This window comes from uncultured Roseobacter sp., from assembly GCF_947492555.1.
GTDB lineage: Bacteria > Pseudomonadota > Alphaproteobacteria > Rhodobacterales > Rhodobacteraceae > Roseobacter.
This window is the reverse complement of sequence record NZ_CANLNE010000009.1, coordinates 1-20771: the sequence shown is the minus strand read 5'-3', so window position 1 is coordinate 20771 and position 20771 is coordinate 1. Positions and strand designations below refer to the sequence as shown.

The 20771-nt window shown below is 61.1% G+C and carries 18 protein-coding genes; 4 read left to right on the top strand and 14 right to left on the bottom strand.

Going from position 1 to position 20771, the window contains the following annotated elements; all coding sequences use genetic code 11:
• Positions 1-28: 28 nt before the first annotated feature.
• Together Q1A07_RS21675 and Q1A07_RS21670 are read right to left on the bottom strand one after the other, a co-directional pair.
• The gene (locus Q1A07_RS21675; RefSeq protein ID WP_299784580.1) at positions 29-1393 is read right to left on the bottom strand and encodes a Fic family protein; all 1365 of its coding nucleotides are present in this window, start codon (positions 1391-1393) and stop codon (positions 29-31) included.
• A 153-nt stretch (positions 1394-1546) separates the two neighbouring features.
• The gene (locus tag Q1A07_RS21670) at positions 1547-1993 is read right to left on the bottom strand and encodes a globin domain-containing protein (RefSeq protein WP_299784578.1); all 447 of its coding nucleotides are present in this window, start codon (positions 1991-1993) and stop codon (positions 1547-1549) included.
• Between the two features lie 537 nt (positions 1994-2530).
• Here Q1A07_RS21670 and Q1A07_RS21665 point away from each other — a divergent pair.
• Positions 2531-4516, top strand: coding sequence for a calcium-binding protein (locus Q1A07_RS21665; RefSeq protein ID WP_299784576.1), 1986 nt, complete (start codon positions 2531-2533; stop codon positions 4514-4516).
• A 151-nt stretch (positions 4517-4667) separates the two neighbouring features.
• On the opposite strand, the gene Q1A07_RS21660 is transcribed toward Q1A07_RS21665, so the two are convergent.
• The 9 genes from Q1A07_RS21660 to Q1A07_RS21620 form a co-directional block, all read right to left on the bottom strand.
• On the bottom strand, positions 4668-5564 hold the full coding sequence (locus Q1A07_RS21660) for a LysR substrate-binding domain-containing protein (RefSeq protein ID WP_299784574.1): 897 nt from the start codon (positions 5562-5564) through the stop codon (positions 4668-4670).
• A gap of 584 nt (positions 5565-6148) precedes the next feature.
• On the bottom strand, positions 6149-6547 hold the full coding sequence (locus tag Q1A07_RS21655; RefSeq protein ID WP_299784572.1) for a RidA family protein: 399 nt from the start codon (positions 6545-6547) through the stop codon (positions 6149-6151).
• Between the two features lie 40 nt (positions 6548-6587).
• On the bottom strand, positions 6588-8207 hold the full coding sequence (locus Q1A07_RS21650; protein ID WP_299784569.1) for an AMP-binding protein: 1620 nt from the start codon (positions 8205-8207) through the stop codon (positions 6588-6590).
• 3 nt (positions 8208-8210) lie between these two features.
• Entirely contained in the window at positions 8211-8660 is a 450-nt protein-coding gene (locus Q1A07_RS21645; protein ID WP_299784567.1) for a cupin domain-containing protein, read from the bottom strand.
• A gap of 26 nt (positions 8661-8686) precedes the next feature.
• On the bottom strand, positions 8687-9829 hold the full coding sequence (locus tag Q1A07_RS21640) for an acyl-CoA dehydrogenase family protein (RefSeq protein WP_299784565.1): 1143 nt from the start codon (positions 9827-9829) through the stop codon (positions 8687-8689).
• Positions 9829-10629: an enoyl-CoA hydratase family protein gene (locus tag Q1A07_RS21635; protein ID WP_299784563.1), complete on the bottom strand. Its 801-nt coding sequence runs from the start codon at positions 10627-10629 to the stop codon at positions 9829-9831. The genes Q1A07_RS21640 and Q1A07_RS21635 overlap by 1 nt, the downstream gene beginning before the upstream one ends.
• Entirely contained in the window at positions 10622-11101 is a 480-nt protein-coding gene (locus Q1A07_RS21630; protein ID WP_299784561.1) for a MarR family transcriptional regulator, read from the bottom strand. The genes Q1A07_RS21635 and Q1A07_RS21630 overlap by 8 nt, the downstream gene beginning before the upstream one ends.
• Positions 11098-11817 carry an SDR family NAD(P)-dependent oxidoreductase gene (locus Q1A07_RS21625; RefSeq protein ID WP_299784559.1) on the bottom strand — a complete coding sequence of 240 codons (720 nt, stop codon included), beginning with the start codon at positions 11815-11817 and terminating at the stop codon, positions 11098-11100. Before Q1A07_RS21625 ends, Q1A07_RS21630 begins: the two co-directional genes overlap by 4 nt.
• Positions 11814-14105, bottom strand: a complete 2292-nt coding sequence (locus Q1A07_RS21620; protein ID WP_299784557.1) for a bifunctional salicylyl-CoA 5-hydroxylase/oxidoreductase — start codon at positions 14103-14105, stop codon at positions 11814-11816. Before Q1A07_RS21620 ends, Q1A07_RS21625 begins: the two co-directional genes overlap by 4 nt.
• Before the next feature lie 164 nt (positions 14106-14269).
• Here Q1A07_RS21620 and Q1A07_RS21615 point away from each other — a divergent pair, with 164 nt between their 5' ends.
• On the top strand, positions 14270-15103 hold the full coding sequence (locus Q1A07_RS21615) for a tryptophan 2,3-dioxygenase family protein (protein WP_299784555.1): 834 nt from the start codon (positions 14270-14272) through the stop codon (positions 15101-15103).
• The gene (gene kynU, locus Q1A07_RS21610) at positions 15103-16290 is read left to right on the top strand and encodes a kynureninase (protein WP_299784553.1); all 1188 of its coding nucleotides are present in this window, start codon (positions 15103-15105) and stop codon (positions 16288-16290) included. The genes Q1A07_RS21615 and kynU overlap by 1 nt, the downstream gene beginning before the upstream one ends.
• Positions 16291-16662: 372 nt before the next feature.
• Here kynU and Q1A07_RS21605 read toward each other — a convergent pair whose 3' ends face one another.
• A complete protein-coding gene (locus Q1A07_RS21605; RefSeq protein WP_299784551.1) occupies positions 16663-17589 on the bottom strand; it encodes a DMT family transporter in 927 nt (308 codons plus the stop codon).
• 92 nt (positions 17590-17681) lie between these two features.
• On the opposite strand from Q1A07_RS21605, the gene Q1A07_RS21600 reads away from it, so the two are divergent.
• On the top strand, positions 17682-18578 hold the full coding sequence (locus Q1A07_RS21600) for a LysR substrate-binding domain-containing protein (RefSeq protein ID WP_299784549.1): 897 nt from the start codon (positions 17682-17684) through the stop codon (positions 18576-18578).
• A 254-nt stretch (positions 18579-18832) separates the two neighbouring features.
• Here Q1A07_RS21600 and Q1A07_RS21595 read toward each other — a convergent pair whose 3' ends face one another.
• Both Q1A07_RS21595 and Q1A07_RS21590 read right to left on the bottom strand, forming a co-directional pair.
• Positions 18833-19687, bottom strand: a complete 855-nt coding sequence (locus Q1A07_RS21595) for an alpha/beta hydrolase (RefSeq protein WP_299784548.1) — start codon at positions 19685-19687, stop codon at positions 18833-18835.
• 306 nt (positions 19688-19993) lie between these two features.
• Positions 19994-20771, bottom strand: a 778-nt coding sequence (locus Q1A07_RS21590) for a helix-turn-helix domain-containing protein (protein WP_299784547.1), incomplete at its 5' end; no start/stop codon positions are given.

The following is a 20771-nucleotide window of genomic DNA, read 5'->3' as shown; positions in this document are numbered from 1 at the left end:
TGACAGTGAACCGACAATGGGGCCCCGCTCAAGACGGGTGCGCCCAGACAGCCTGCCAGGCATTGAATTCGGACGGGGTCACCCGGTAGCGGGCAAAGTTACCCGGGTGAAGGCCGAGCAATTCGTCTTCCACCACCGCGCGGAAGCGAGCCCGATCGTCGACGGGTACATGCGCCGCGGCCCAGTCAAGGATCTGCGCCGGCGTCTGATGACGCGGCACGGCGGCGCGTAGAATCTCGGCCACGATGGTGCGCAGTTCGTCGCGGTATCGCAGCCGGAAGGGGTCGGGCTGCCCCAGCGACTGCTGCACCGCACGGTAGCGATCCGCAGAGCGTTGATACGCCCAGAGGAACACATCGCGCATCAGGGCCGGGTTGCCGGTCTCATAGAAGGCAAGCATGGCCTGTGTGTAGAGTGTCTGCGGCACATCCGCGAAAGACAGCGGGATCAGGTTGCGCCGGATCATCGGGATGTTGGCGGCAAGACGGGAGACTCTTTTGTTCACGTCGTCAAAGGGTTGCAGGTAGGGCAGGTGCAGCAGGATAAAAAGCGCCTGTTCGAAAGGATCGTCGATTGTGTTGGCTTGCCTGCAGAGCCGATCAAAAGCGGTGTCGATCATCTGGGGCAAGGCGAGCGGTTGGAACACCGACCCGCTGATCGCCACCTCGATCTGCCGTAGTCGCCCGGCGGCCGTAGGATCGGGCAGCAGGTTATTTGCCAACAACGCATGCAGGTTCAGCAAGGTCATGCGGTCAAAACCTGTTTCACCGGCAGTGTCGACCAGAAATTCAATGGCATCCTTGTGGTTCAGGATCATCTGCGCTTCGATCTGGTCCTTGCCTTCAGCGGCCTCGCCAAAGGCGATCAGACGGCGGGTGTCGAGCAGGGAATAGGTGTTTCCTTCCAACCGGCTGGAATTCCACGACAGGTCTATCAGCAGACGGTCAAGGATGTTGCGGGCGTAGGTCCCTGCGGGTTGTTCCGCGGTGATGGGCGTGCCGATCTCGGCAAGCTTTGCACGGTCCTGATCTGTCAGCAGCGGGGCCGTGGCGGGATCATAGGTCTCCAGGAGCGTGGCGTCATAGCCTACGGGGCGGCGTGCCGTCAGCGGTTGCTGCACATGGGCGCGCAGGGCGGCAGCCGCCGCAGACAGGGGGATGGCGCCCGTAGCCTCTGCCTGCCCGTCCGAGAGGCGGTACTTGGCGGCGCGCGCTGCCCCCTCGCGAATGATGGAGCCGGCCTCTACAAGCGCTTTGAGGCGCGCCTGAAGGGTTCTGCGCGGCGGGGCAGGGGCTAGCGCGGCCTCGATCTCTACAAGCCCCAGAGGCCCGTCGTGGTCCCGCAGAACCTGCAACAACTGCTGAACGTCTTCGGGGGGCGTGCGACGGGCCAAACCGACCTCCTGCGAGGGGTAATCCTGCGCGTTTGTCTGATCGCGCAGAAATGCAAGTATTGCGCAGATATCATGATTATCACGCAAGAATCAAGATATCACGCAGGTTTGCTGCGCGATTTTCTGGTCTGACAGATCAATGGGTGAAGCGGGTCAGTTGTTGACCAGCGCGTTTTTGCCCTTGCGTTCGGGATAGGCCACGCGAACCATCACATTGGCCAACCCATCATAGGCCTTGCCCCAGGCGGTGCGCGCTTCTTCGGAATAGGCGCTGTCGAGCACGACGCTGAGCATTTTGAGCAGGGCCTCCCGCACCTGTGCGTAGTGCTTTTCTTCCACGCCATAAGCCAGATGGCGCAGGGCCAGGTCCTTCACAACCGGTTCCAACTCCTGGGAGTTCTGCAGTTGTGAAACCACCAGCCCAATGGTGCTCATCAGTTTCATCGCCTGCGAGGACATGTCAGCCAGAAACAAGTCCCGCGTTTCCGGGGCAATATCGAATAGCGCCTCGTAGAATACGTCACCCGACCGCTGCAAATCCGAGGACAGCTGCATGTAAGAAGCTCGAATAATGTCGATGTCGTCCTGGGTCAGGTCCATTGAATTCGCTCCACCTGGTCTTCCAATTGCGGGTCCATCCAATAACGCGGTTCATTCGTCATGATGAAAAGCTGGTATCTGCGCCCATGCCGGAGTCTAGGTTTTACGTGTGTTTCGGACAACCTGCAGAATTGCATGAGGGTCTGGCAAAAATGCACATAACGCGGGACCTCATGCGGTGACTGCGGGCCGGGGTGATTTGAGCAATCAGGCAACGGGTCGCAGGTGTTCGAAGAGGCCGCGCTATCGCCCATCGAAGCCTCGGCCGCCCATGTCCTGACGCAGCGCCAGAGCGCCGGGAGCAGAGGTTTGCCCCGAAAAATGAGGATACCCTCCGCAGGTCCAAAACTCTCTGAAACTTAAGCACTTTTTCCAAAGTCACGTTACGTCTTGCGCCAGCGCATGACCTGCTTGCAGCGCTGCGGGTTCCGCGCATTGCCTTCAATCGGTACGTCACAAGAGAGCTGACGCCGGGCCGATCCGTGCCCGCATTCTCAGCGTGTGAATTTAAATGGTTTAATACCAAGGAGAGACAGCGTGCCTGCCCCCAGCCCATTTTACGGAACTCATCTGGATGACTATATCGACATTAACAATCTGCCGCCCTGGTTCGAAGGTCCCTCGAATGGCTGGTTTTTGAGTCTCGGTGGAAACGACACTTTCCGGTATGATTTTGATCCGTCCGAGCAGCACCGCTATGGCCTCAACCATTACTATTATGGCGGCACCGGGATCGACAGGGTGGACTATGGTTCCACCGAATTCAACATCAGCGCCGATCTGGCGACCGGCATCGGCACCATTCACGGTCTGAGCGTGACGATCTACAGCACCGAGACAGGTGAGCCGCTGCTCGTGAACTATTCGGCGGAGGAGCGATACAACTCGATCGAGAACCTAGCGGGTGGTCATGGTGACGACACGCTGCTCGGCAGTGATGCGCAGAACTGGATTCGGGGCTCTTACGGGGATGATGTGATCGAAGGGCGGGATGGCAGTGACCTGCTTCAAGGCGGGTCCGGCGATGACACGGTCCGCGGTGGCAATGGCGAGGATACGATCGACGGAGCTGAAGGCGACGATTCCCTGATGGGGAACTCGGGTGATGATCTGATTTACGGGGGTGATGACAATGACACCCTGTCCGGCGGCGCAAACAACGATACGCTTGACGGCGGAGAGGGTGACGACCGTCTTTATGGCGGCAGTGGTAACGACGACATGGACGGTGGAGAAGGCGATGACCTGCTGCGCGGTAATAGCGGCAGTGACTGGATGGAAGGCGGTGAGGGCAACGATACGCTTCAGGGCGGTCAGGGCATCAATACCGCGATCTACGACACCAGTGGCGTGGTCGGTGACATCATCGTTCAGCTCTACAACGGCTCAAGCAGCGGCGCGCTTGGCAACGACTCGCTCTCTGATATTCAGAACGTGGTCGTGACAGGCGGTAGCAATGCAATCGTTGTGGGCGACGCTGACGGCAATCTGCTGATGACCGGTTCGGGCGATGACGAGGTGCACGGTCTCGAAGGCGAGGACACGATCTATGGCAACGCCGGGAACGATACTCTGAGCGGCTACAGCGAGAATGACTACATCTCGGGCGGCGACGGTGAAGACCTGGCCTATGGCGGGTCCGGAAATGACACGCTCTCGGGTGGTGAGGGCAACGATACACTATTCGGCGACAGTGCGCATGATCTGGTCCAGGGCGGTGACGGCAACGATGAAATTGACGGCGGGGGGGGCTGGGATACCCTCGAAGGCGGGGATGGTCATGACGACATCTACGGCGCCAGCGGCAACGATGACATCGAAGGCGGCGAGGGCAACGACACGATTGATGGCGGCAGCGGCAATGACACGATCGACGCTGGCAGTGGCAATGATACAGTCTATGCCGGGAACCATAACGACGTGATCAAAGGCCGCACCGGAAACGACTACATTGACGGTGGGTCGGGCAACGACGTGGCGGACGGCGAAGGCGGCAATGACAGACTTTGGGGCCGCGACGGGGAAGACACTCTGAACGGCGGCTATGGTGAGGATTCGCTGGACGGTGGCGAGGACGACGATGTGCTGAATGGCGGCATGGGCAATGACGTGCTGTCAGGCGGTGATGGGTACAATGAGCTCACTGGTGGTCTTGGCGCGGATACCTTCCTGTGGAAGGCGACCGGTGGCGGTGTCGGATACGCGGATATTTCCGATTTCGAACTGGGCGTGGATATCCTGGCATTCGAAGCCGGGTTTCTTGCGCAATCGGACCTGACCAAAAAAACCCAGCTTTCGGATATGCTCACCGTTATTGGATTTGGCCCTGACACCTACCTTGCCGCAGAAACCGCCGAAGAGGGTTTGCAATGGATTGCAAGATTCCGGAACGTGGACACGGAAGAATTTGCAGCCAAGATCAATGATGGCTCAATCTTTGAATTCGGTGAGGGCGACGGTGGCCCACCGCCGTGGGGCGGGTTGAATGCCGGTGATCTGTCAGGCGACAACTTCGTGTTTTAAGAATCCCTCCAACGCGCAAACCCGGCACCTTCTGCCTTTGGATTCCGGGTTTGCGTGTACATTGGGAGTGGTTGGAAAGCGTCGCCCCCGCACTCCAACCGAAAAGCGCCGCGCGATTTTCGCGCGGCGCTTGTTTTTCATCTGGGTGAGGTCAGCAGTTGAAGCTGGCCATTTCCCCATCCAGCCATTTGCGGAAGCCGCGGATCTTGGGTGAATTGCGCCGACTTTCGGGATAGGTCAGCCAATAAGCGCTGCCATCATCGCAGGTCAGATCAAAGGGTCGGGTCAGCAACCCCAGGTCAACCTCATCGCGGAAAAAGGCGGGCGTCAGCATCGCAACCCCATGACCGGCCATCGCGGCGTTGGCTTCAATGACCTGAGGTCCGAAGTTTTGCACTGTGCGGTTAGGCAAATTGGCCAAGCCAACGCCGACCGCATCAAACCACATCCGCCACCACGGATCGGAATGGGCAAGGATCGGAAGCTTCAGGAGATCTTCCGGGTCCGAAACCCCGCCAATCGAGTCGGCCAAGGCCGGACTCAACATTGGGGTGAAGGCGGTTTCCATGATTTTATGGCAGGTCAAGCCAGGCCAGTTTCCCTTGCCGCCCCGAATGGCGACATCAAAACTGCTGGCGTTAAAATCCACCAGTGTTTCGCCAACTTCTATCCGAACGGCGATGTCGGGGTTGGCCAATTGAAATCCGCCAAGCCGCCGGGCGAGGAAATTTGTGGCGAACGTCGGAATGACACTGATCGACAAGGTGCCCTGCGTTGTGCCTTTTGCCTCCGCGTATGCCTCGGCGATCATGTCCAGCGATGCGGTCATCCGATCCGAAAACCGGGCCCCGACCTCGGTCACCTGAACGCCGCGCGGTTTGCGATGAAAAAGCGAAGCACCGACGCGGTCTTCCAGTACTTTGATCTGATAGCTGACGGCGGCCTGCGTCATTCCAAGCTCGGCGGCGGCGGTGGTGAAGTTACCGTAACGTGCAGCTGCTTCGAAAACGCGAATGGCAGCCAGCGGTGGGAGAGGTGATCGTGTCATCGATAAATCTCACTTATGTCTCTATGCCATGGATTTGTTGGGAATACATCTGACTTCAGCGCATTTTGGAGCTGTGAATCAGTCCCACTTGGAATCCATGGTGTCAGTATGAGATTATACCAGAAAGCTATGAAAAAACTACATTTTTTGAGGCTTTTTAAGCTGTCATCCGGTGGTTTCTGGCGGACTTCCTATCGCAGCCATCGCGCTCTTGATCTGTCAGATCACATGCGCAGAGACATTGGGTTAACTGATCATAAGCAGCTTGAGAAACGGCGTTCGTTTGGCCATCATTGGCTTTAATTCCGCGGTGTCTCTTTGATGTGTGCAGGTTTCACGGTCCATACATCGGGCAATATTCCGAAGGGTTGTGGTTTGTCCGGATGAGTTGGAGCCATGTATTTTGCGTTGAGCCGGCTTGGCTTTCCTGCCCGAAGAGGTGACGAGGGCCGTCCGTTTCCACCGGGAGAAATTTCATGATTTCCAAAAAATCAAATGTATTGGGCCGCGCAGAAAAAGGCAGCGTGCGCGAGGGGGTCGCACTGGCAGGATGAGTGGTCAGGGTCGATGAAATTGCCCGCGAGTTAGCTGGGCAAAACGGCGGTCGCCTCGATCTCGACCAGCGCCTCATCTTCGATCAGATCCGCAACGACAACCATGGTCATGGCCGGGAAATGGCGCCCCAACACGCTGCGATAGGCGGTACCTACTTCGCTCTGACGCAATAAGTACTCTTTTTTATCAGTTACATACCACGTAAGTCGGGTGATATCGGCCGCCGCACCACCGGCCTCTTCGACAACCTGCAGAATGTTGCGCAGGGCCTGGGTCATCTGCCCGATAAAGTCATGTGTCTCGAATTTTTGCGCGGCGTTCCACCCGATCTGGCCGCCGACAAAGAGGTGGCCATCGTCCGTCAGGACGCCATTGGCATAGCCCTTTGCAGGGGCCCACTCGTCGGGATCAATGATGCGGTTTGGCATGGCGTCTCTTCTTATTTGGAAAATTGAAATGTCGGGTCACCTAAGGGTCCTCTTTCAGCCGGAACCGCTGTATCTTGCCGGTCTGCGTCTTGGGCAAGGCTGTGATAAACCGGACGGACCTTGGGTATTTATAGGGCGCGATGGTTGCCTTGACATGCTCCTGCAGCGCCTGTGCGGTGGTCTGATCCGGGGCCACGCCCTCGGCCAGTACGATGTGCGCCTCGACGATATGCCCGCGCTCTGGGTCGGGCACACCGATCACGCCGCATTCCACCACCGCGTCATGGGACAGAAGGGCGGCCTCCACCTCCGGCCCCGCGATATTGTAGCCGGAGGAGACGATCATATCGTCATTCCGCGCGGCGAAATGCAGGTAGCCCTCGGCGTCCATCACGAAGGTGTCGCCGGTGACGTTCCACCCGTCCTGCACGTAAAGGGACTGGCGTTTGTCCGCGAGGTACCGGCATCCTGTCGGCCCCTTGACGGCCAGACGCCCCGGCGTGCCGGTGGGCACCTCGGTGCCGTTCTCATCGATCAGGCGGACCTGGTAGCCGGTGACGGGTTTGCCGGTACAGGCGGGTTTATGGTCATCGAAGCGGTTGGAGATGAAGATATGCAGCATCTCCGTCGCGCCGATCCCGTCGAGCATGGGCTTGCCGGTTTTCGATATCCATTCGTCATAGACCGGGCCGGGCAGGGTCTCGCCAGCGGAGACGGCAGCGCGCAGGCTGGAGAGGTCCGCGCCCTCGTCCATGGCGCGCATCATCGCGCGGTAGGCGGTGGGCGCGGTGAAACAGACCGTGGCGCGATACTTCTCGATAATGTCGATCATGTTCGGCGGCGAGGCGGTTTCCAGCAGGGTGGCCGCCGCGCCAAACCGCAGGGGGAAGATCGCCAGCCCGCCGAGCCCGAAGGTGAAAGCCAGGGGCGGGGAGCCGACAAAGATATCCTCAGGCACCACGCCCAGAACTTCGCGCGCGTAGCCATCGGCGATGATCAGCAGATCTCGGTGGAAATGCATCGTGGCTTTGGGATCGCCGGTTGTGCCGGAGGTGAAGCCCAAAAGCGCCACATCATCCCGCCCGGTCTCCACCGCCTCGAACTGCACTGGTTTTTCAAGCGCCAACCGGTCGAGTTCCGCGTCGTGGTTGGAGGTGCCGTCGAACCCCACCACAGATTTCAGAAAGGTCGAGTCCTTGGCGCAGGCGACCATCTCGTCCATCAGCCGCGTGTCGCAGAGCGCGTGGGTGATCTCTGCCTTGTCGACGATCTGGCCGAGCTCGCCCGCGCGCAGCATCGGCATGGTGTTGACCACCACCGCCCCCGCCTTGGTCGCCGCCAGCCAGCAGGCCACCATCGCGGGGTTGTTCGCCGAGCGGATCAACACCCGGTTGCCCGGCTTGATCTTGAGATCCTCGACCAGCGCATGGGCCAGCCGGTTGGTCCAGTCGCTGAGCTCCTTATACGTCCGCCGCCGCCCGTTGCCGATCAGCGCCGTGTTGTCGCCCATGCCTTTCGCGACAACCGCATCGGTCAGTTCCACCGCGGCGTTCAGCCGGTCGGGATAATCGAACCCCTCCAGCAGAAATTCGGGCTGCGCGTCTGGCGGCGGCAGGTTGTCCCGGGCGAAGGTGTCGGTATGTGCGGACGGACCCAGCATGGTTCACTCGTTGGCTTCGGGCGGCAGGAAATCGACGTCATGCTCGGCAGAGATGCGCGCGGCTTCCTCTGGGTCGGAGAGATTGTGCAACTGATCGAAGAGATCCTTAAGCTTGCCCATGGGGGAGACCCAGAAGAGCGCGCGGCAGGGTTTGTCGGATTTGTTGAAATAGCCGTGGGGGATCCCCTTGGGCATGCGGACGACGTCACCGGGATAGGCCTTGGACCAGACCCCGTCGAGTTTCAGATCCAGCTCGCCTTCCTGCACGAGGATGAATTCGTCCTGCGTGGGGTGGATGTGCACGGGCACGAAGTCGCCCGGGTTCGAATTGGTCTCGAAGGCAAAGGTGGTGTCGCAGATCGCCTTGGGGAAATAGGCCTGACCGAGGATGTTCCATTCGGTGCCGTTAAAACCTGCGCCGTTTTTGGTGATGCCTTTCTTCAGATCGATCATGGTGTATTTCCTTTCAAATGAATGGGTTACGTGCCCATGGTTTGACGCGCAATGATCACGCGCTGCACATCCGAGGCGCCCTCGTAGATGCGCAGGGCGCGGATATCGCGGTAAAGCTCTTCGACCTTCTGACCCTTGCGCACGCCGTCGCCGCCGTGCAGCTGTACCGCGGTGTCGATGACTTTCTGGGCCTGATCGGTGCTGAACAGCTTGGCCATGGCCGCCTCGCGGGTGACACGCGGCGCGCCACTGTCCTTGGCCCAGGCCGCGCGGTAGACGAGCAGGGCGCTGGCGTCGATATCGAGCGCCATATCCGCGATATGGCCCTGCACGATCTGCAGGTCAGCCAGCGGCGCGCCCTGTATTTTGCGGGTCTGGATGCGGGTCAGGCTCTCGTCCAGCGCGCGGCGGGCAAAGCCCAGAGCCGCCGCCGCCACGGTGGATCGGAAGACATCGAGCACCGACATGGCAATCTTGAACCCCGCGCCGCTGTCGCCGATGCGGGCGGAGGCGGGCAGGCGGACATCCGAGAAGCTGAGCGTGGCGAGGGGGTGCGGGGCGATCACCTCGAGCCGCTCTGTCACCTCGAATCCGGGCAGGTCTGCGGGCACGACGAAAGCCGAGAGCCCGCGCGCGCCGGGGCCGTCGCCGGTGCGGGCAAAGACCGTGTAGACATCGGCGATCCCGCCGTTGGAAATCCACGTCTTTTCACCGTTCAGGATGTAGTCATCACCGTCGCGTGTGGCCGTCATGGTGGCATTGGCCACGTCCGAGCCCGACTGCGGTTCGGTCAGCGCAAAGGCGGCGATGGCCTCACCGCTGCGGACCTTGGGCAGCCAGGCCTCCTTTTGCGCATGCGTGCCAAAGAGCGTGAGCGCGCCCGTGCCCAGACCCTGCATGGCGAAGGCGAAATCCGCGAGCCCGTCGTGGCGCGCCAGGGTCTCCCGGATCAGGCAGAGGGCGCGCACATCAAAGGCGGGGCCTTGCGGGGCGGCGTGTTCGAGAAATGTTTCTTGTCCCATCGCCGCGACCAGCGCGCGGCAGGCGGCATCGGTGTCCGCGTGGTCGATTTGCTGCGTGGCACGCGCTGCCCAGTCGTCGATCCATGCGGCGAGGGCGCGGTGCTTGCCGTCGAAAAACGGCCAATCGAGAAAGCTCTTGTCTGCCATCAATCGCCCTCGAACACCGGTTTTTCCTTGGCGACGAAGGCGGTGTAGGCCCGTTCGAAATCGCCGGTCTGCATGCAGATCGCCTGCGCCTGCGCTTCGGCCTCGATGGCCTGTTCGATGGACATGGACCATTCCTGCGCCAGCATCGTCTTGGTCATCATATGCGCGAAATTCGGGCCTGCAACGATCCGTTCGGCAAGGCTGCGCGCCGCGGCGGTGAGGTCTTGGGCGGGCACGAGACGGTTGTGAAAGCCCCAGGCGTGGCCTTCCTCGGCGCTCATCGACCGGCCCGTGTAGAGCAGTTCCGCCGCGCGGCCCTGTCCGATGATCCGCGGCAGGATCGCACAGGCGCCCATGTCGCAGCCGGCCAATCCGACGCGCGTAAAGAGGAAGGCGGTTTTCGCCTCGGGCGTGGCAATGCGCAGGTCCGACGCCATGGCGATGATCGCGCCCGCACCGACGCAGATGCCGTCGATGGCGGCAATCACCGGTTTGCCGCAATTGACCATGGCCTTGACCAGATCGCCGGTCATGCGGGTGAAGGTGAGCAGTTCCTTCATGGTCATGCGGGTCAGCGGGCCGATGATGTCGTGTACGTCACCGCCGGAGCTGAAATTGCCACCGTTGGAGGCAAAGATCACCGCGTCCACATCCTCCGCGTAGACCAGATCGCGGAACCAGTCGCGCAGCTCGGCATAGCTGTCGAAGGTCAGCGGGTTTTTCCGCTCCGGGCGGTCGAGGGCGATGGTGGCGATGCGGTCGCTGATGGCGCAGTGGAAATGCTGTGGCGGTTTACGCATCATCGGCGTCCTTCCTGTCGAGGGTCAAGGCGGTGCCCAGATCGTCTGCCATGCGGCGGGTGTCTTCGGGGCTGAGCCCGCCCAGGAGTTCGCTGACCCACTCTTCATGAGCCGCGGCCTGTCGTTCGAACTCGGCAATGCCATTGCGGGTCAGGCGCACGCGCGCCGCACGCCGGTCTCCGGGCACCGCCTCGCGCAGCATGAACCCGTCTTCGGTCAGCCGGTCGACGATGCCGGTGACATTGCCGTTGGAGACCATGAGTAGCCGCGACAGCTCGCTCATCTTCATGCCCTTGGGGTTGCGGTAGAGCGCCGACATGACGTCGAACCGGGGCAGGGTGGTGCCGAAGCTCAGGCGCAGCCGTTCGCGCAATTCCGCCTCGACCAGACGGTTGATTTTCAGCAGCCGGAGCCAGAGGCGCAGATGCGCCTTGGAGGCAGGGTCGGCAGCAGACTGGTCCTGCGGTTTCATATCTCACCCCCGGACAGGGCCAAGGCGTGGCCATTGACCATCGCGGCACCGGGAGAAGCAAGGTAAAGTGCGGCAGCGGCGACTTCGTCGGGGGTGATCAGCCGCCCGATCGGGTTGTTGGAGACGACCATCTTGCGGGCGGCCTCTTCGTCGAGATCGCGGCCCTGCATCACGCTGTTCACGGCGGCTTCGGCCATAGGCGTGTCGACAAAACCGGGGCAAATCGCATTGCAGGTGATCCCCTTGCGCGCGACCTCGTGGGCCACCGACCGGACAAGGCCCAGAACCCCGTGCTTGGAGGCCGCATAGGCGGCGATGCGGCCCCCGCCTTTCAGCGCTTGTGTCGAGGCGATGGCGATCAGCCGCCCGCCTTCGGCCATGTCGCGCAGGGCGGCGCGGAAGGTCAGGAAGGTGCCGGTGAGGTTGGTCGCCAATGTGGCGTTCCACTCCTCAAGGCTCACCTCGGTCAGTGGTGCTGCGCGTCCGCTGCCCGCATTGGCGACCACCACATCAAAGGGCTGTGCAAAGAGCGCCTCGACTGCGGCCTCATCGGTGATGTCCGCTGGCACGCAGGTCATGCCGCGGCCTGCGTCGGTATCGTGCAGCGCGTCTTCGCGACGCCCGGTGATGGTGACGTGATCGCCTGCATCTGCGAAGGCGCGGGCAATCCCGCGTCCGATGCCCGACCCGCCGCCTGTGACCAGAACCCGCCTCATACCGCCCCTCCCATTTCCGCTTCCCGGTCCGCGAGGCGCCAGAGCTGATCGCGTCCCGCCTCGTAGGGCAGGGGCCAGGGTTGCGCCCGGTCGCCGATTTCCGCGCCCGCGTGCAGCGTCCAATAGGGATCGGCAAGATGTGGGCGGGCAAGGCAGACCAGATCGGCGCGGCCCGCCATCAGGATCGAATTGACGTGATCGGGCTCGTAGATATTGCCAACCGCCATGGTGGCGATGTTTGCCTCGTTGCGGATGCGGTCTGAAAACGGCGTCTGGAACATGCGCCCGTAGACGGGCTTGGCGTCCGTCGAGGTTTGCCCGGCGGAGACGTCGATGATATCCGCGCCTGCGGCGGAAAAGGCCTTAGCGATCTCGACGGCCTCTTCGGGTGTGACCCCGTCCGCGCCCGCCCAGTCACTGGCGGAGATGCGCACGGACATCGGCCTGGCTGCAGGCCAGACGGCCCGCATGGCGGCGAAGATCTCCAACGGATAGCGCAGGCGGTCGTCGAGGGTGCCGCCATAGTCATCGTCGCGCCTGTTCGACAGGGGCGAGATGAAGGAGGAGATCAGGTACCCGTGGGCGGCGTGCAGTTCGATCATGTCAAAGCCCGCGCGCTCGGCCATTTGCGCCGCCGCGACGAATTCCGCCTTTACTGCGTCCATGTCATCGCGCGTCATGGCGCGGGGCACGGCGTTCTCCGCCGACCACGGGATCGCCGAGGCGGAGATCAGCTCCCAATTGTCGCGCTCCAGCGGGCTGTCCATGCCCTTCCAGGCTACATTGGTGGAGCCCTTGCGGCCCGAATGGCCGATCTGGCAGCAGATCTTGGCCGTCGTCTCCGCGTGCACGAAATCCGTCAGACGCCGCCAGGCGGCCTCGTGTTCGGGGGCGTAGAGACCGGGGCAGCCGGGGGTGATCCGGCCCTTGGCCGAAGTACAGGTCATCTCCGTATAGATCAGCCCGGCACCGCCCTTGGCGCGTTCGGCGTAATGCACGAAATGCCAATCGGTCGGGCAGCCATCCACGGCCTTATACTGCGCCATGGGCGAGACGACGACGCGGTTTTCCAGCGCCATCTCGCGCAGCTTGAAAGGCGCGAACATCGGCGCGCGCACCGGGGTCTCCGGCCCGCCGGCCTGCGTCTGGAACCAGCGTTCGGCGCTTTCGAGCCATTCCGGATCGCGCAGGCGCAGGTTTTCGTGGCTGATCCGCTGGCTGCGGGTCAGCAGGGAATAGTTGAACTGCACCGGGTCGAGGCCGAGGTAACGCTGCACCTCCTCGAACCACTCCAGCGAATTGCGCGCCGCCGATTGCAGGCGCAGCACCTGCACGCGCCGCTCTTCCTGATAAAGCGCAAAGGCCTCTGCCAGCGTCTCCTTGGTGGTGACGTAATCGGCCAGCGCAATGGCGCTTTCCAGCGCCAGCTTGGTGCCGGAGCCGATGGAGAAATGCGCCGAGGCGGAGGCGTCGCCCATCAGCACGACGTTCTCGTGGCTCCAGGTCTCGCAGAGCACGCGGGGGAAGTTGATCCAGGCCGAGCCGCGGATATGGTTCGCATTGGTCATCAACGCATGGCCGTCCAGGTGGTCCTTGAAGACCTCTTCACAGACCGCGATGCTTTCCTGCTGGCTCATCTCGCCAAAACCATAGGCGTTCCATGTGTCCTCATCTGTCTCGACAATGAAGGTCGCCGTGTCCGCATCGAACTGATAGGCATGCGCCCAGAGCCAGCCCTTGTCGGTTTCCTCGAAGATGAAGGTGAAGGCGTCATCGAATTTCTGACGGGTGCCCAGCCAGACAAACTTGCAGGCGCGCATCTCGATGTTCGGCTTGAAATGATCGGCAAATTCGGTGCGCGCGATGGAGTTCAGCCCGTCGGAGGCCACCACCAGATCGTAGCCTTTGGCAAATTCCGCAACGCTGTCGATGCTGTGTTCGAAGACTAGGGTCACGCCAAGCTCCCGCGCGCGTGCCTGCAGCAGAAGCAGCAGGCGTTTGCGCCCGATCCCGCAAAACCCGTGACCTGTGGAAAGCTGTTTGCTGCCCCGGTAGAAGACCGCGATATCGTCCCAATAGGCAAAGTGATCGCGGATCGCCTTTGCGCTGGCGGGGTCGTTTTCCATCAGGTTGTCGAGCGTTTCGTCCGACAGCACCACACCCCAGCCAAAGGTGTCATCGGGCTTGTTGCGCTCAAAAACAGTGACATCCGCGTCCGGTTGGCGCAGTTTCAGCGATATCGCGAAGTAGAGACCCGCAGGCCCACCGCCGAGACATGCGACACGCATGAGCATCCCCTTTGCAGAAATCCGATTGCGAGTAGGGTAGGCGGCGGGTGAAACTATTTCAAGTCTGAAATTTTAAGCTTGAAATAAAAGTGACGCGGCCATAGGAATTTTAGGAGACATGTACCGCCCGTGTCCATCACCCCGCGCAGAGGAAAGGCCCGCAGATGACCGACGCCTATGATCCGGAAGACGATGGTGCCAAGATGTCCTTTTCAAAGGACATGAGCTATGGCGATTATCTGGGGATGGATGGCATTCTCGGGGCGGCCAAGCCGCTGTCCAATGCCCATGACGAGATGCTGTTCATCGTGCAGCACCAGACATCGGAGTTGTGGATGCGGCTGGTGCTGCATGAGTTGAGTTCCGCGCGCGCGCTGATGCTGCAGGGCAGGACGCAGGAGGTTTTCAAGATGCTGTCGCGGGTCGCCCGCATCTTTGAGCAGCTCAACAACGCGTGGGATGTGCTGCGCACCATGACGCCCAGCGATTACACCGCCTTTCGCGAGGATCTGGGCCAATCCTCGGGGTTCCAGTCGCATCAATACCGGCTGATCGAGTTCATCCTCGGCAACCGCAACCGCGCGATGATGAAGGTGCATGAGCATCGCACCGAACTGCACAGGATGCTGGACTATGAGCTGACGCAACCCTCGCTTTACCATGTGGCGCTGCGGTTGCTGGAAAAAGAGATGGGCGTCAGTTTTGATCCGGCGATTTTTCACATGGACACGCCGCATGCGCCGGACCCGGATGTCGTCGACGCCTGGACAAAGGTCTATACCGACCCACATGCGCATTGGACGCTTTATGATCTGGCGGAAAAACTGGTCGATCTCGAAGACTATTTCCGGCGTTGGCGGTTCAACCACGTGACCACGGTGGAACGGATCATCGGGTTCAAACGCGGCACCGGCGGCACCAGTGGCGTGAAGTACTTGCGCCGCATGCTCGAAGTGGAGTTATTCCCCGAGCTGTGGCACCTGCGCGGAGGATTGTGATGAGTTTGCCGAAAAAGCATCTGTTTGAGCTGCCGGAGGGTGTGATCTACCTCGACGGAAACTCGCTGGGGCCGCTGCCTAAAGGGGTGGTGGAGAAGGTAAAACAGGCGGTCACTGACGAGTGGGGGCAGGCCTTGATCCGGGGTTGGAACAGTTGCGGCTGGATGGATCAACCGGGGCGCGTGGGCGATATGGTGGGCCGTCTTATCGGCGCGCCCGCAGGCAGCGTCGTCATGGGCGATACGCTCTCGATCAAGGTGTTTCAGGCCCTGTCGGCTGCTCTGGCGATGCGTCCGGAGCGCCGGGTGATCCTGTCGGACACCGGCAACTTTCCTACTGATCTTTACATGGTCGAAGGGCTTATTCGGCTCAAGGACGCCGGTTACGAGCTGCGCAAAGTGGCGCCTGAGGATGTTGCGGACGCCGTGAACCGCGATGTCGCGGTGGTCATGCTGACCGAGGTGGATTACCGCACCGGGCGCAAGCACGACATGGCTGCTATCACCAAAAAGGCGCAGGCGGCAGGCGCGGTAATGATCTGGGATCTGGCGCATAGTGCCGGGGCTTTGGAGGTGGATGTTACCGGGGCAGAGTGCGAATTCGCGGTCGGTTGCACCTATAAATACCTCAACGGGGGGCCGGGTGCCCCGGCGTTCATCTACGTGCGGCCGGATCTGACAGAGCAGGCAGAGCCGGCGCTATCAGGCTGGTTGGGGCATAGCGCGCCCTTCGCATTTGATGTGACCTACACACCCGCGCCCTCAATTGAACGGATGCGCGTGGGCACACCGCCGGTGTTGCAGATGACGGCGCTGGAAGAGGCGTTGCGCCTTTGGGACCGCGTGGAAATGGCGGACATCCGCGCCGCCTCTCTGGCGCTTTCGGAGCAGTTCATCGCCGAGGTGGAAGACCGCTGCCCGATGCTGAGCCTTGTAAGCCCGCGAGACGGATCACAGCGCGGCTCGCAGGTGTCTTTTGCCTTCGAGCATGGTTATGCCGCGATGCAGGCGTTGATTGATCGCGGCGTGATCGGCGATTTCCGCGCGCCCAATGTCATGCGCTTCGGTTTCACGCCGCTTTACCTGGAAGCGTCCGATGTAACGGCGGCGGTGGAGATCCTCGCAGATGTGCTCAACAACAGACTGTGGGACGATCCGAAGTATACGGCGCCCAAAAAGGTGACCTGATATTCGGCCCTTCCCGTTGGTGAGACTGCGCTTACAGGGGCCCGCTTCGTGAGAGTCGCCTAAAGCGCCTCTGCGCTGACCAGGTGCACAGACTGCACCAAGCGTTGCACTGCAGAGAATAAAACGGCGGGAGCGAAGCTGGTATCGGTACAGGTGTTGCGGCGCTGGTCTCGTTCCCGTGTCCGCGTGGCGAACAGGACCCAAAGTCGACAAAGCCGGTGGTCGCAAACGGGGACGAGTTTATCGTATCTGCGACCATCGGCACCGAGGTCACCGGTGTGTCGCGCAGGTCCATCGTCCGTCTGCTCCAACTGGCATCAACCAGTGTGACGCGAAGTTTTGCAGCTGTTCTTAGCTCTGGTTCCGAGACATTCACGGGTGCGGCTTCTTGGTCGGGCCATGCATCAATTGGTCGAAAAGCCAGCGCATTGCAGGTGCCCCGGCAAGTACCAGAACAAGCCCGACAGTGACCAGGATTGCCGAAGCGATCTCGGCCGGATCGGCCGTTTCGCCAAGCACCGCGACACCAAGACCAAGCGTTACCACCGGTATCAGGGCGGGAAGAGTTGCACCCGCGACGGGGCCCAGCAGTTCGGCAGACCGGTTGAAAGCATAGATGGCGAAGACACTGACAAGGATACCCTGAAACCCGGCCTGTATCACCACGTCTACCAGCGGGGCTTCGGCAATCCGTTTGGGCAATGCCACCAGATAAACAGGCAGGTAAAACACCGCTGACCCCACCGCAACAATGGCCGCCGCATTCAGCGCCGGGACAGCTGCGCGACGGACGATCAGAACGTAGCTCGCCCACATGATGCCGGTCCCGATCAGGATCAGGTGACCGATCGTAACGATCCCCCCGGCACGCGTGAACAGGAGGACGCCCATCGCCGTGACCGTCAATCCGGAAAAACGCGCGCGTCCGATCCGGTCGCCAAGGACCATCCGACCCAGCAGAACTGCGCCGATGGCCATCACCCCCGGATTGAGCGCGCCTGCTGCCGCAGCGGGCGCGGTTTCCAAGGCGAGAGAAATCAGCAGGACGTAGGGTGCCCCGAAGGCGATCAACATTGCGACCACACCAGTCAACTGCAGCCTGTCCGTGCCTGTGCCGCGCAGTAGCACGACGGGCGACAGGATCAGGCCAGCGACACCAAATCGCAGAAGGGTCAGATCATAGGCGTTCAGGGATGTTGTAACGCCAAGCCGCAACATGATCAGGGAGCCCGACCATACAGTGATCGCCAGGCCCGCCCAACAGAGGCCGGCGAGGGTGTTTCGCCGCGTGATTGACATGTCATCCCCTCTCTTCTTGGTCAGAGAATAGGTTTTGATCTGTGTCCAGAAAAACGATATGAATTGATCTTATGATTGAGGAAATCGAAACAATGAGCTTCGATGAGAGTCGAGATCCGGCAAACCGGACTCTGAATCTGGATGCGTTGCGCAGCTTCGTCACAATCTGTGAGACCGGGTCATTTCGGCGCGCAGCGGCACGGGTGAACAAGTCCCCGTCGGCAGTCAGCCTCCAGATTGGCAAGCTTGAAGAGATATTGGGCGCTCGGTTGCTGGATCGGGATGCCCGCCACGTTGCGCTTACGGATCATGGAGGGAAACTGCTGGGACAGGCCCGTCGCCTTTTGGGGCTGAATGACGAAACCCTTGCACTTTTTCGCGAATCTCCGCTCGTGGGGCGTCTGTGTCTGTCGGCGCCTCATGATCTCGGCGTTTCTCTCGTGCCACGGCTGTTGCGGCGTCTGGCGGACGTTCATCCGGGTGTTCACGTCGATGTTCGGCTGGGGACAAGCGAAGCGGTACAGCAGGGCATCACGGACGGCACTGCGAATTTGGCCCTCTTCAACGATGTGGATGCATCCGGCATTCAGGCCCGAGAGCTTTTTTCGGAGCCTTTGAAATGGCTGGTTCTGGATGGTGGGCGCGCCGTTCAGCAAGATCCGCTTCCCCTTGCTGTGGCAGATGCCAGATGTGCGTGGCGCGACGCGGCCCTGAACGCATTGCAGGAGGCGGGTCGCGCCTATCGGGTGGCCTATTCAAGCGATACCTGCATGGGGCAGGTTGCGGCGCTTCGGGCGGATCTTGCAGTGGCCGCGTTGCCACAATCTCTCGCAGATCGTGATCTGATCGAAGCACCCGCCGACTGTGGTCTGCCACTACTTCCGCTTACCCACATCCGCGCGGCAGATGACGGCAGCGCATTGGCAAGGGCACTTGTAACACTCGTGGCGGCAGAAATGCAGTCAGGTCGGAACATGTCTGCGGCGTGAGGTCCGGGCATCGTGCCCCTTTCACAGCGATGAACGCACCCGCCGCAATCTTGTGTCGATCCGGCGTTGGAAGCAGCATGTGCTGCGCAACATGCGGATCGCGACATGCGCAGCAAGCTGGATCTTTTCGATGGAGGGCAACGGGGTGAAAGTGACTTTTGCCGCATGGAGGTTTCTGTCAGAGGGTGCGATTGTGAACTGCGCAGGCCACCTCCGCGACCATGAGGTCCGCCCGAAACAATGACCTCGTCCTCTCAAAGTCCGCGCCCCACTGTTCCGGCCGCAATCATCGGCTTACCCACTCTTTGAAAGTGTGCGCTGATAAGCCCGGCGATCCTGTCGCGAAATGTAAACGGCCCCAGATGACCGGCTCCGTCAACCTCGACCACGCTGGCTTGGGATGTCTCTGCTCGCAGCAACTGGACGATCCTTTGCGTCTGCCGTTGGCTCTGGGTGCCAACCATCAGGGTTACGGGCAAATGCGCGGGCAGGGCGGCGCCGGGTGGTTCATAGAGTAAGGCACCGAAATCCAGCGGGCATTTTGGGATCCAGTCTATGAGTGCCGCACGGCGGTCACGGCGCAGCGCCTGCCATGTGCCCACACCGCCCCAGAAATCCGTGAAAACCTGCGCTGCAAAATCCGGGCAGCCTTCCGCCACCGCGTTTTCAATCGCGACGGCGAGCGTTTCGATTTCGTCGAACAGCTTCCGGTCGGCCTGGTTTACGTGGCTAAGCAGGCTGAACGATGTCGGCTCATATAGGCAAAGGGATACGACACGTTCCGGGTGATGACGGGCAATATGGAGTGCGACGGCGCCGCCATAGGAGTGCCCGACCAGATGCATCGGTGCCGCGTGATGGTGCAACGCATCAACAAGCGGCTTTGCCTCTTCGGCAAGCGTATAGGTCTTGCGTGACCAGCCCCTTGTCACGGCCTCGGCTCCTGCCAAAGTGGGCAGTATGAGCTCTGTTTCCTGCGCCAGGTAGGTGTCGAGATGCTGCCATTGCGTGCTGTCCGAGCCGGAACAATGCAACGCCATGACAGCTGCGTCAGTATGGTGCATGTCTTGCGTCACGGTCGCTTTGGGTTCTCCGTCGATCATCTGCATCTTGCACGGCTCCTTTCGTTGTCGATTGCGGTCCGATGGATCGTCCGGCGGTCACGTACATGGCGCAGCACCTGACCTCATGCGCCGCGGGAGGGGGCCCTGACAATCCCAATGGTAGGTCCACATCCACGCCAGAAAGTCGGCCGCCGTCGCGTGTATTCTGGGGTTGGGACTGGGTACTGATGAGTGTCAGATCAGCAAGGAGCGATCCATTTGGGCCATCGAAGTGGTCGAAAACCAGCAACGATCGGAACTTGCAGAGGGGCAGGGCGCCTTCCCTGCCTCAGATCTCGTGTTGCAAGTACGTTACGTCTGCACCTGTTGCCGGGTAAGAGCGGTATGCGCTTCTAAGGGCCGGTAGAGGCGCCGGTATGCGGTTGGCCCCAGGCCGGAGGTGCGCTTGAACAGGCGGCGAAAAAAGGCGACGTTCTCGTAACCGACGTCCGCGGCAATGTCTTCGACGGATGCCTGACCGGACTCCAATGCCCGTTTGGCGGCTTCGACCCGCAGATCCTGTGCGTAGCTGATGAGCGTCTGGCCGGTGGCCTGACTGAACCGTCGTTTCAGGCTCCGCTCCGGTATGCCAACTGCGTCAACGACGCCAGCAACAGGATCCGGGTCCCGGAAATTCTCGGCAAGCCAGGTTTCCGCGCGCCGCACGACGTTGTCAGCATGCGGGCGGCGGACGATCCGGTTCGCATAGGGCAGTTGACCGTCCGGGTGCAGGTTCAGCAGGAAGAATTTCGCCGTCAGCATCGCTTCTTCCGGCGAAACGTGGTGCGCGATCGTATAGAGTGCCAGATCATGCCACGAGCTGGCGCCCGCAGCGGTGACCAGACGCCCGGACGGATCGGAGAAGCAGATGCTGGGGCGCGGGTCAAATTTGACCCGTGGAAAGCTTTGTCGGAACAGACCTTCGAACGCCCAGTGCGATGTTGCGGGACGCCCGTCGAGAAGACCGGCAGCCGCAACCAGGACAGAGCCGACACAGACCGAATATATCGTGGTGCCAGCCTCCCGGCACAGTCTGAGCCATTCCTTCACGTCATCGTAGCGATCAGTCATGTCATCGCCGGGTGTGAGC